At 68.6% G+C, this 12,366-nt stretch carries 5 protein-coding genes; 3 read left to right on the top strand and 2 right to left on the bottom strand.

All coding sequences use genetic code 11. The features are described 5' to 3' along the window. Window positions 1–190: 190 nt before the first annotated feature. The 3 genes from D7316_RS06620 to D7316_RS06630 all read left to right on the top strand — a co-directional run bounded on the left by D7316_RS06620 (window position 191) and on the right by D7316_RS06630 (window position 8,754). The gene (locus D7316_RS06620) at window positions 191–5,809 is read left to right on the top strand and encodes a glutamate synthase-related protein (protein WP_124707575.1); all 5,619 of its coding nucleotides are present in this window, start codon (window positions 191–193) and stop codon (window positions 5,807–5,809) included. A 1-nt stretch (window position 5,810) separates the two neighbouring features. Then, window positions 5,811–7,664, top strand: coding sequence for a sulfite reductase subunit alpha (locus D7316_RS06625; protein WP_124707576.1), 1,854 nt, complete (start codon window positions 5,811–5,813; stop codon window positions 7,662–7,664). Between the two features lie 61 nt (window positions 7,665–7,725). Further along, on the top strand, window positions 7,726–8,754 hold the full coding sequence (locus tag D7316_RS06630) for a ChuX/HutX family heme-like substrate-binding protein (protein ID WP_124707577.1): 1,029 nt from the start codon (window positions 7,726–7,728) through the stop codon (window positions 8,752–8,754). 148 nt (window positions 8,755–8,902) lie between these two features. Here D7316_RS06630 and rho read toward each other — a convergent pair whose 3' ends face one another. Together rho and thrB are read right to left on the bottom strand one after the other, a co-directional pair. Next, window positions 8,903–10,963, bottom strand: coding sequence for a transcription termination factor Rho (rho, locus tag D7316_RS06635; protein ID WP_124707578.1), 2,061 nt, complete (start codon window positions 10,961–10,963; stop codon window positions 8,903–8,905). A 361-nt stretch (window positions 10,964–11,324) separates the two neighbouring features. Next, window positions 11,325–12,362, bottom strand: coding sequence for a homoserine kinase (thrB, locus tag D7316_RS06640; RefSeq protein WP_124707579.1), 1,038 nt, complete (start codon window positions 12,360–12,362; stop codon window positions 11,325–11,327). Window positions 12,363–12,366 lie beyond the last annotated feature (4 nt).

Below are 12,366 nucleotides of genomic sequence, written 5' to 3' on the forward strand. Positions count from 1 at the left end.
GTTTCATTCCCAGGTTAGGTATGCCTTACGATACTAAGGCTTGGCTAAGTTGCCTGGCCACGTTGTAGCCGGTTTCCCGCCGGCGTCACTTCATCGTCGCAGTGGCGCCGGCGTCCGGCCGAGCTGCCTGCACGCGGGCGGCCCCGAGCCTTCGCCCGCTCCCGCGGGCGGACCGAGACCCGAGGACCGAATGCGGCCTGATCACCATTCCCGAGCACTGCTCTGGGACCCGAGCGACGAGAAGAGCAGTTGCGGCGTGGGCTTCATCACGCGCAAGGACGGGGTGCAGAAGCACTCGGTGATCGAGAAGGCACGCGAAGCGCTGTGCTCGGTCCCTCACCGTGGCGGCCGCTCGGCGCTGGGTGTCGGCGACGGCGGCGGCGTGTCGATGGATCTGTCGTTGCGGTTCTTCCGCAAGATCACCGGTCGGCCCGAGCTGCGCCTGGGTCGCTTCTGCGTCGGCAACTTCTTCCTTCCCGACGAGCCCGCCGCGGCCGAACGCGCGTGCCGACTCATCGAACGCACGATGACCGGACGCGGCTTCGGCATCCTCGCGGTCCGCGACGTCCCCGTGGACACCGGCGTCCTGCGGCCCGCCGCGGTCGCCTTCCAGTTGCCGATCCGGCAGTGGGTGTTCTCCGCGCCGCACCCCTGCCCCGATCCCGCGGAACTCGACCAGGTCGTCCAGCAGGCGCTGCTGCACATCGAGGCCATCGCCTTCACCAAGCCCCAGTTGGCGGGCCTATACCCGCTGTCGTTGTCCGCGCGCACGCAGGTGCTCAAGGGGCGGCTCTCCTCCCCCGAGGTCATCGATTACTTCACCGATCTCCTGGACCCGGATCACGCGGTGCACACGCTGTACTTCCACACCCGGTTCTCCACCAACACCGATCCACACCCGACGATGGCGCAGCCGTTCCGGTTCCTCGCGCACAACGGCGAGCTCAACACCGACAAGAAGAACCGCATCGCCCAGGTGACCGCCGCCACCGCGCAGCACCGCAGCATCGTCCGACCGCCCGGGCAGTCCGACAGCTCCCGACTCGACCAGACCGTCGCCGCCCGCGTGATCGAGGACCGCGTCGACCTGGTCACCGCCATCGTCTCGATGATGCCGCCCGCGTGGGAGAACGACACGTCGCTGTCCGAGCCGGTGCGGGCGATGTTCGAGTACTTCTCCCTGTACGAGGAGAAGAACGACGGTCCGGCCGCGGTGGTGTTCGGCGACGGCACCGTGATCGGCGCACGACTCGACCGGCTCGGCCTCCGGCCGCTGCGCAGCCTGGAGACCAACGACTACCTCTGCGTGTTCTCCGAAGCCGGGCAGATCTCGGTTCCGCCGGAGTCGGTGATCGCGCGCGGTCGGGTCTCGGCCGGCGGGATGATCTACTACGACCATCGCGAGCACCGGACGTACACGACGGTCGAGGCATACGAAAAGCTCGCGGCGGCAACGGATTACCGGGCACTGCTGAGTGCCGCGAAGATCGACCTGGCCGAACTGCCGGAGCGCGTGGCACCGTCGCCCGCGACGAGCGACACCGGCGGCGAACTGAGCGACCACCAGCGCTACCGGGCCTACTACCTCGACCAGGAGAGCTTCCGGTATTTCGTCGACCCGATGCTCGCCGACGGCGCCGAGCGCGTCTCCGCGATGGGTTTCGGCAACGCGATCAACGCGCTGACCGACATCGAGCCGAATGTCGCCCGCTTCTTCTCCCAACGGTTCGCACAGGTGACCAACCCGCCACTGGACAGCATCCGGGAGGCGGACGGCATGAGCCTGCGGGTCGCGCTCGGCGCGCGGCCCGGGACCGCTCCGGACGCCGGCGCCGGGACCCGCCAGATCGTGTTGCGCACCCCGATTCTGCGGGCTGCCGAGCTCGACCGTCTGTACACGCAGACGGAGAGTCCCATCCGTCGGTTCGACGCCTGCTATCCGATCGACCCGACCGACGCGGGCGGGGATGAGGATCGCTCGTCTCTCGTGGCCGCCATCGACCGACTGGGTGACGAGATCGTCGACTTCGCCGAGACACTCGGTGGGATCGCCGTCGTCAGCGATCGCGCGATCGCGGCCGACCGTGCAGCGGTACCGATCATCTTCGCGGTGTCGGCGATCAATCAGCGACTCATCGTCGCGGGGTTGCGGCTGCGCGTGTCGCTGGTGGCCGACACCGGCCAGGTCGAGTCGTCCCACCATCTCGCCGCCACTCTCGGATTCGGCGCCGCAGCGGTCCATCCACACTCGATCGATCGTCGGGCGGCCGCATCGGGCGTCGACGCGGGCTCACGCGACGCTGCGTTCGCGCGGTGGGTGAAGGCCGCGGAGAAGTCATTGATGAAGACGATGGGCCGCGTCGGGTTGTGCACGGTGGAGAGCTACATCGGCGGCGAGTTCTTCGAGCCCAACTTCCTCGACACCGCCGAGAAGGACCTGCGTCGGTGGTTCCCGAATCAGTACGCACCGGTCGGCGGCGTCGGGCTCGGCCCGATCGCCACCGCGACGGCCCGGGCACATCGCGCCGCGGTGTCCGCGCCGGCCGGCTCGGACAAGGACCTGCCACTCCTCGGACTGTTCAAGGAGCGCGCCGAGGGGGCGGGCCACTCGTTCGGCGCCGTCGCCGTGCGCAAGTACGCGGATCTCACGACCGAGAAGATCGCGTTCGCCACCGCCGATCGCGAATCTCCCACCGCGGGTGAGGCCGATCGCTCCGGCCGTCTGCGTCTGCTCACGCTCGGCAGGCTCGACGATGCGTTCGGACTCGATGCGCGGGCCTACACCGGCAGCAGCTACGACCGGCTGACCGACCAGGACATCGACACCTTCGCGATCACCGACGCCTACCGATCGTTCGCCGAGGACATCGCGGCACAGCGCGCCGTCCGGCCGAGCGCCCTGCGCGACATCCTGGGCCTGCCCCTCGACGTCACCGGCGCGAACACCGTGTCGGACTTCACCGGCCGACTCGGGCGAGCTCTCGACGAGATGGGCCACGCGGTCGCGGTCCGCGGTCTCGTCGTGTCCCCACTGGACGGGGCGGACGGCCGGAGCGGTTGTCATCTCGACCTGTCCGGCGACGCGATCGGGGTGGGCGGCGAGAACCGTGTCCAGGCCCTGGCCGAGGCACTCGCCGAACTGCTGGGCAGCGCGGTCGAGATCCTCGACTGCGGCGAGGGCGGACTCATCGTCGTCGGCGACGAACAGGTGGTACATCGGCTCGGCCGCCTGCGCACGCCGCCGTCGTCGATCGCGCTGAGCGAGGTCACACCCGCGCACGAGATCACCCCGACGTTCGCGTCCGGGGCGATGAGTCACGGTGCCCTCGTCGCACCGGCCCACGAGGCGGTGGCGCACGGCACCAACATGGTCGGCGGTCTGTCCAACAGCGGCGAGGGCGGCGAGCACATGTCGCGCTACGGCACCATCCGCGCCTCGGCGATCAAACAGTTCGCCTCCGGACGATTCGGCATCTGGGCGGGCTACCTCGCCGACCCGATGCTCCGGGAACTGGAGATCAAGATCGGTCAGGGCGCGAAACCCGGTGAAGGCGGGCAACTCCCGGCCCCCAAGGTCACCGTGGAGATCGCCGCCGCGCGCGGTGGCACGCCCGGCGTCGAGTTGGTCTCGCCGCCGCCGCACCACGACACCTATTCCATCGAGGACCTCGCACAGCTCATCCACGACTGCAAGGCCGCCCGGGTCCGGGTGATCGTGAAGCTGGTCTCCTCCGAGGGCATCGGCACCATCGCCGTCGGTGTCGCCAAGGCGGGAGCCGATGTCATCAACGTCGCCGGCAACACCGGAGGCACCGGCGCGGCGTCGGTGACGAGCCTGCGCTACGCGGGCCGGGCGGCCGAGATCGGATTGGCCGAGGTCCATCAGGCCCTGTGCGCCAACGGCTTACGACAGAAGGTGGTGCTACGTACGTCGGGTGCACATCAGACCGGTCGCGACGTGGTGACGTCGGCACTGCTCGGTGCCGACAGCTTCGAGTTCGGCACCTCGGCGCTGATGATGATCGGCTGCGTGATGGCCAAGAACTGCAACATCAAATGCCCCGCCGGGCTGACCACCAACCCGGAGGTCTTCGACGGCGACCCCCGCTCGATGGCCCAGTACCTGCTGAACATCGCCCACGACGTCCGCGAGATCCTCGCCGTCCTCGGCCTACCGAGTCTGGCGGCAGCGCGGGGGCGCACGGATCTGCTCACCCTAGTGGATCACCCCGCCGCGGTGACGGCGCTGCGACCGGATGCGCTCCTGGCCCGGATCGATCCGGTGGCGATCACCGATCCGGTCTACCTGGAACACGATTTCGCGATCGACGACATGCTGGTCGACCAGGTGCGCGCCGCGCTGATCGATGACGGCGCCGACCACGTCGAGGTGACGACACCCGTTCTCGGCAACCGCAACAAGAGTGTCGGCGCCCAACTCGCCGTCGACGTCGAGCGGACGCTCAATCACGAGTTCACCGCGGCCGAGGTCACCGGACTGCCGAGCGTGTACACCGACGACCGCGGACGCCGTTTCCTGGCGCCGGATTCGATTCGGGTCGCGACCGCCGGGTCCGCCGGGCTTTCCTACGCCGCGTTCTGCAACGACGGGATGCGGCTCACGCACACCGGAACCTGCAACGACGGTGTGGGCAAGTCGATGTCGGGCGGCAGTGTCATCGTCCGCTCCCCCGGCGGCGGCTCACCGTCGATCGGCGGCAACGTGTTGATCGGCAACTTCGCGCTCTTCGGCGCCACCGGCGGACGCCTGTTCGTGGAGGGCGAGGCCGGCGATCGGTTCGCGGTCCGCAACTCCGGAGCCACCGCGGTCGTCGAGGGCGTGGGCGAGTTCGCCTGCGAATACATGACCAACGGGGCCGTGCTCAATCTCGGCGGGTACGGCAAGGGCCTCGGCAACGGGATGAGCGGCGGGTTCCTCTACCAGTACGATCCGGCCTGCGAACTCGAGACCCGGGTCAGCACCGACTCCGTGGTGGTCGGCTCCATCACCGGCGTCGACGACCCGCTCGCCCCGATCCATCACCAGGCCGTCCGCCGGATGCTCGAGATGCACGTCACGGCAACCGGTTCGGCGGTCGGCACCCGACTGCTGCAGAACTGGGAGACCGAGCGTCACTACATCTGCTACGCGATGCCGCGGGCGTTGGTGGCCTACCAGGACAGCGACGCCCTGGTCGCGTCGATGTCGTCTCGCGATCTGCTCGACGAGCTGTCGACCTCGTTGGCCGGTCACCAGGTGCACGCTCTGAAGGTCAGCATCCGCAACGGCATCCCGGTCGCCGGCGGGGTGGTCCCCGAGTACGGGCAGACCGACACCGCCGAGATGTATCGACTGCTCAACGCCTTCACCGTGTTCGAGATCGCCCGGCAGGTCGCCACCGCCCGGCTCTCGCGTGCCGGGGGCGCACGCGGCGGTGCCGCGGCGGCGTGGACGGATCAGGCGGTGGCCGGCGGCGCCCGCAATCTGGTCCTGACCGAGGACTTCGAACTGGTCTCGCGGGTGGCTCGCTACGCGCGGGACATCCTGGCGCACTACGACGCCCGGCAACTCGCCGCGCTCATCGCAGCCAAGCGCGTCGACGACTACAAGCGTGCCCTCGCACTGCGCAACGTCTGGTCGATGGACGCCCCGGCGACCTACGGATGGATTCTGTTGCAGGACTGGAAGAATCGCGAGAAGCTCGGCGGCCTCCCCGGCTTCGACGAACTCTTCGCCGCACGCGCCGTTCCCGACGTCGCGGACGGCCTGCGATCGACACCGAGCATCGACACAGCAAAGGTCGGATGACATGCAGCTCCCCTACATCCCCTCCGACGTCCCGTTCACCGGTGACCAGAAGGCCTGGCTGGCCGGCTTCCTCGCCGGTCTGAACACCCGCATCGCCATGCCGCCCCCGTCCGGCACACCCACTGCCGGTGCCGCCGCATCGGTCGACGACGGGGCCGAGGGTCGAATCCCCCTGCAGATCGTCTTCGGCAGCCAGACCGGCACCGCCGAATTGCTCTCCGAGCAGGCCGAGACACTGGCCCGCACACACGGATTCGATCCCGTGCGATGCGATCTGGACGCCCTCGACATCACCGCCCTGTCGGCGGTGCGCCGGTTGCTGGTGATCACCTCCACCTACGGCGAGGGTGACATGCCGGACAACGGCGAGTTGTTCTGGCGGGCCCTCGCCGCACCGGACACCCCGCGGCTCGACGGCCTGTACTACGGCGTCCTGGCCCTCGGCGACTCGATCTATGACGGGTTCTGTCAGGCCGGCAAGAACATCGACACCCGGCTCGCCGAACTCGGTGCGACCCGCGTGGTCGACCGGGTCGATTGCGACGTCGACTACGAGGATCCGGCCGACGCCTGGATCGCCCGAGCGATTCCGGCACTCGCGGCGGTCGACGCGGGACCGCCGCCGAACCAGGTGGCGGCCGACGAGGCGACCGACGCCGAGGTGGATGCGCCCGAGCCGCCGGCGTTGCCGGCCACCCCCGCGAAGCCGTCGTCGGGCGCGCGCCGCGTCAGGTCGACGTGGACGCGCAAGAACCCCTACCCCGCGACCGTCGTCGCCAACACCCTGTTGTCGGATCCCCGGTCCGATAAGGAGGTCCGGCATCTCGAGATCTCCCTGGGCGACAGCGGCATCGAGTACCAGCCCGGCGACGGGATCAGCATCTCGCCGGTGAACGACGCCGACCTCGTCGGACGGATCATCGAACGTCTCGGTGTCTCACCGGACACGTTGATCACCGACCGCAAAGCCGAACGCACCCTGCGGGACACGCTCACCCACCACGTGGAGATCTCGACACCGTCGAAGTACCTCGTGGACTACATCGCACAACGCAGCCAGGATGCCGAGCTCGTGCACCTGACCTCGACGGGCGACCGCGAGGCGCTCGATGCGTGGTTGTGGGGCAAGGACGTTCTCGACCTGTTGGATGTGGACCCGGCGCTCACCGTCACGCCGGAGGAACTGCTCGCCGAACTGCGCCCACTGCAGCACCGCGTGTACTCGATCTCGTCGAGCCCCGTCGCACATGCCGGAACCGTGCACATCACCATGGCGACCGTGCGCTACCGGTCGGGCGACCGACAACGGGGCGGTGTGTGCTCGACGTTCCTCGCCGACCGCAGGCCGGAGGGAACGCAGGTCGACATGTTCATCTCGGCCAACAAGTCGTTCCGGCTGCCCGCCGACGACACCAAGATCATCATGGTCGGCCCGGGTACCGGCATCGCACCGTTCCGGTCGTTCCTGCACGAGCGCGCGGCACGCGGTGCGCGCGGTGGGAACTGGCTGTTCTTCGGCGACCGGCATCGTGACCACGACCACATCTACGCCGACGAGATCGACGGCTTCGTCACCGACGGGTTGCTCGACCGCCTCGACCTCGCGTTCTCTCGCGACCAGGAGCACAAGATCTACGTGCAGGACCGCATGCGGGAACAGGGTGCCGATCTGTTCGCCTGGTTGTCCCAGGGCGCCCACGTGTACGTGTGCGGTGACGCCACCCGCATGGCCCACGACGTCGACGTCGCGTTGCACGACATCATCGCCGAACACGGTGGCATGTCGGCCGAGTCGGCCCAGGACTACGTCGACGATCTCAAGCGCGCCAAGCGATATCTGCGCGATGTGTACTGACCCACCCCCACGACCCTGACGAGCACGACCCACGAGCACGCACGGGAAAGGAACGGCAACGATGCCCGAATCACCCCGACCATCCGACTCCGAACGCACCGGAGACCTCGCCCGTCCCGGATGTGGTGATCGGTGCAGTTGTCCGCGCTCTCGGGCGACGGCCAGCGACCTGGACACCCTGCTGGCCACGCCCGGCTTCACGGGGTCATTGCTGGGTTCCGACGTCTCCGCGGTCGCGGATCGACTACCGCTGCTCGACCAGGTCGTCGGCGTGACGGTGGCCGGCCCGGTCTTGATGAACGACGTCGGGACGCATGAGACACCGGTGGGCATCGGCGGCCCCATACGCTGTCGGCCATCACGGATCTCCCTGCGGCTCAATCCGTCCCGACTCGGCTCAGCGCTGGTCACCGATCCCGCGGCTCATGTGCCGCCCACATTGCGGCTGTTCGACACGGACGGCAACACCGCCCACGCGACGTATCTGACGGAGTCGTCGGATCGTCTGGCGTTCGAATCCCTGTCGATCGACGCGGGCGGCTTCGCCGATGGGCCGGCCGCGCTCGATCGCCCCGGTGACGCCGACCTCGGCGGCGACGGACGGCACCCGACCCCGAAGGTCGAAGATGCGCCTCCCGCGACCGATCAGATCGCCCAGTTCGACTCCGTCCTCGACGACGGTGGCGTCCGGCGGCTGTCGTCACTGCCCGGGCGCATCGACGACGGGTACGCGCGCGTGGAATCACGCCGCGTCATCGCCGCTCTCGAGCATGCCGCGCTGCTCGGCATGCCCATGACGCTGACCACCGCGGCTGCGGGGTGTCTGCAGATGCGTCACGATCGCCTCGACGGTGCCCGCGAGCATCGCGGCTCGATGGTGGTGGCGTCCGGTTCGTGCCGGGCGATGATCAACTTCACGCTCGTCGCCGAATGCTGGATCACCTGGTCCGACGGGGTGTGGGGCCGCACCGGGTCGATCGAACTCTATGACCGTCACGGCCGCTGCAGCCTGATCGCCACCCAGACGGGGTCGGTCTCCCCCGAGACCTTCGAGGCGTGGAATCAGTTGGTGACCGACGTCGCGGGATAGTCGCCCACCCCCCAACGCACCGGGCGGGACCCGGAATTTCGTCGAGCGTGCGCCCACCCGAAGGCGAGACGCACGCTCGACGTGACGTTGCGCACGATCGCGGGATCGCGTGCCCGCTCGGCGCACCCGGGTTCGCCCGGGTCACCTGCTAGTCGTCCCGCATCGCTCCCGGCGCGGTCTTCTGGACCTGCATCAGGAACTCGATGTTGGTCTTCGTCTTCTTCAGCTGGCTGATCAGCAGATCGATGGCCTGCTGGGAATCCAGCCCGGACAGCACACGCCGCAGCTTGTGCACGATCTGGAATTCCTCTGGCGACAGCAGCAATTCGTCCTTGCGGGTACTGGAGAGATTCACGTCGACCGCGGGGAACACGCGGCGCTCCGAGATCTTCCGATCCAGCTTGAGCTCGGCGTTGCCGGTGCCCTTGAACTCCTCGAAGATGACCGTGTCACCGGTGGAGCCGGTCTCGACCAGCGCGGAGGCGATGATCGTGAGCGAGCCGCCGTGCTCGATGTTGCGGGCTGCACCCAGGAAACGCTTCGGTGGGTAGAGCGCCGTGGAATCGACACCACCGGACAGGATTCGGCCCGAGGCCGGCGACGCGTTGTTGTACGCACGCCCGAGTCGGGTGATCGAGTCGAGCAGCACCACGACGTCCTTGCCGTTCTCCACCAGTCGCTTCGCGCGCTCGATCGCCAACTCGGACACCGAGGTGTGATCTGACGGCGGACGATCGAAGGTCGACGCAATGACCTCGCCCTTCACCGAACGCTGCATGTCGGTGACCTCCTCGGGGCGCTCGTCGACGAGCACGACCATGAGGTGGCATTCCGGGTTGTTGGTGGCGATCGCGTTGGCGATATCCTGCAGGATCGTGGTCTTACCGGCCTTCGGCGGCGAGACGATCAGGGCACGCTGACCCTTGCCGATCGGCATGATCAGGTCGATCACGCGGGTGTCCAACCGCTCCGGCGTGGTCTCGAGACGCAGACGCTGATTCGGATACAGCGGGGTCAGCTTGCTGAACTCGGGACGCCGCTTGGCGGTCTCGATGTCGGTTCCGTTGACGGTGTCGAGCCGCACGAGCGGGTTGAACTTCTGCCGCTGGTTGGGCTGCTCGCCCTCACGCGGGACCTTCACCGCACCGGTGATCGCGTCACCGCGGCGGAGGCCGTTCTTGCGGACCATGTTCATCGAGACGTAGACGTCGTTCGGCCCGGCGAGGTACCCGGAGGTGCGGACGAACGCGTAGTTGTCGAGGACGTCGAGGATCCCGGCGACCGGCTGCACCACGTCGTCGTCGGAGACCTGCGGCTCGTTCTGGCCGGTCGACTCGCGGTCGCGCCCACGACGCCGTTCGCGGAAGCGACGTCCACGGCGGCCGCGGCCGCTGCCGTCGTCATCGTCGTCGTCGCGGTTGTCCCGGTTGTTGCGGTTGTTCTGGCCGCCACCCTGGTTGTTCTGGTTGTCGCGGCGGTTCTGGTTGTCGCGGTTCTGGCCACCCTGGTTGTCGCGGCCCTGGTTGTCACGATTCTGGTTGTCGCGATTCTGGTTGTCGCGACCCTGACCACCGTCACGGCCCTGGTTGTCACGACCCTGGTTGTCACGACCCTGACCGCCGTCACGGCCCTGGTTGTCACGGCCCTGACCGCCATCGCGGTTCTGGTTGCGATTGCGGTTGCGGCCACGCTGCTCACCGCCGTCGGTGGACTCGGCGGGAGCGTCCTTCGCGGGCGAATCCTTGGTGGTGGTCTGCGACTCGGCGGTGCCGGTCGCCGACGAACTGCCGGTGTCCGCGCTGGCGGCCTCGGCGGGGCTCTCCGTGGTGGGAGCCGTGGTGGTGGAGGCCTCGGTGGTGGAGGCCGCTGTGGTGGGGGCCTCGGTCGATTCGGCCCGCGTGGCGCGGCGGCGCCGGGCCGGCGGTGCCGCGTCGGCGGTCTCGGTCGAGCCGTCGCCGTCGGTGATCGACATCTGGCCGTTGGTATCGGTCTTCTTCGCGGCGCCGGACGTGCTTTCCTGCCGCTCCTTGATGGCGGCGATCAGGTCGCCCTTGCGCATTCCCGACGTTCCCTTGATGCCCAGCTCACCTGCGAGCGCGCGCAGTTCGGTGAGCACCATCCCGGCGAGCCCGGTACGGGCACGGGTTGACCGCCCACCGGCGGGTGCCTCTGTGGTGGCCGGTGCGGAGATGAGGTCCGTATCCGTCAACGGATATCCTTTCGTTCCCCCGCAGACTGGAGCTGCGCTGGGGGTCATTGCCACCCCGCCTCACTTCAGGCGGGACTTCGTCCTCGTCGGAGGGTGTCCGCTCGGGGTTCTCCTCTGGGGACGGTCAGAAGAAATGTGGTCCGCTGCGGTGTGTCCGCTGGTGCTGCTCGACTGCCCCTGACAGCAGATCGTGCCACCGGCGGCGCCGGACAGCTGATCGAAGATCGGGAGAGAAGCACGGCAAGACATGCCTGCGCGGCTAGACCAGTATATGGTAACCCGTTCGCATGATAGGGGCAACACACCGATTGCGCCAAACCCGGAACCAGCCTCCCCGAGAACTCCCCGACCGACGACCTGGTCAGGAGCGACCGTGCGTGACCTCCACGCCACCCGCGATCGCCACTGTAGACGCCACGAACCCGAGGCCGGTGGCGATGTCGCGGGCATCGGCAGGAACCGGCCCGACACCGAGTACGAGAACGGTCGGCCCCGCGCCGGAGACCGTCGCTGCGAGACCGCGTTTGCGCAGCGCAGCGACCAGTTCCGCAGTCGGTGCCATGGCCTGCGCACGATAGTTCTGATGCAGACGGTCCTCGGTGGCCGCGACGAGCGCGCCCGGATCGGCGGTGAGGGCGACCACGGCGAGCGCGGCCCGACTGACGTTGAAGACCGCATCCCGACGGGGGACGGCATCGGGCAGCAGCCCCCGGGTGAACGACGTCGACGACTCCGTGTCGGGGACGAAGACGGTCGCGGTGATGTCGGGGTGCACCACGAGTCGGCGGGCCAGGTACCGGTCACCGTCCGGAAGGCCGGCCGGGTCGGGACCACCGTCTGCGCCGGATTCGGTCCAGGTGACGACGGCCGAGCCGAGGATACTGGCCGCCGCGTTGTCGGGGTGCCCCTCGAACTCCGAGGACAGCTGGACCAGCGTCTCGTCGTCGAATGCGTCCCCGACGCCTGCCTCAACGATGAGACCCGACGCCGCGGCGAGCCCGGAGACCGCGGCCGCCGCCGACGAGCCGAGTCCGCGGGAGTGCGGAATCGCGTTGACGCAGCGTAACTTCAGCCCCGGGGCCACGAACCCGGCGGCATCCAGGCCGCGGGTGATCGCACGTGCCACCAGGTGATCGGCGGTGCGCGGGACGTCGTCGGCACCCTCCCCGGTCACCTCGACCTCGATGCCGCCCGACGTGATCTCGACGATCAGCTCGTCGTAGATGCCCAGCGCGATCCCCAGGCAGTCGAATCCGGGCCCCAGGTTCGCGCTCGAGGCCGGGACCCGGACACGGGCCGAGATGCCCACGGGCAGAGCAACTTTTGCGAAGGTCACGGCTGCGTCTGTCAGGGCTGCGTCGGTCAGGGCTGGGTCGGTCAGGGCTGGGTCGTCCGGCATGTCG

It is taken from the genome of Gordonia insulae (genome assembly GCF_003855095.1).
Lineage (GTDB): Bacteria > Actinomycetota > Actinomycetes > Mycobacteriales > Mycobacteriaceae > Gordonia > Gordonia insulae.

Coding starts and splice junctions, on each gene's coding strand:
- thrB (WP_124707579.1), bottom strand. CDS start 12,362: ATGCCGGACGACCCAGCCCTGACCGACCCAGCCCTGACCGACGCAGCC.
- D7316_RS06625 (WP_124707576.1), top strand. CDS start 5,811: ATGCAGCTCCCCTACATCCCCTCCGACGTCCCGTTCACCGGTGACCAG.
- D7316_RS06630 (WP_124707577.1), top strand. CDS start 7,726: ATGCCCGAATCACCCCGACCATCCGACTCCGAACGCACCGGAGACCTC.
- D7316_RS06620 (WP_124707575.1), top strand. CDS start 191: ATGCGGCCTGATCACCATTCCCGAGCACTGCTCTGGGACCCGAGCGAC.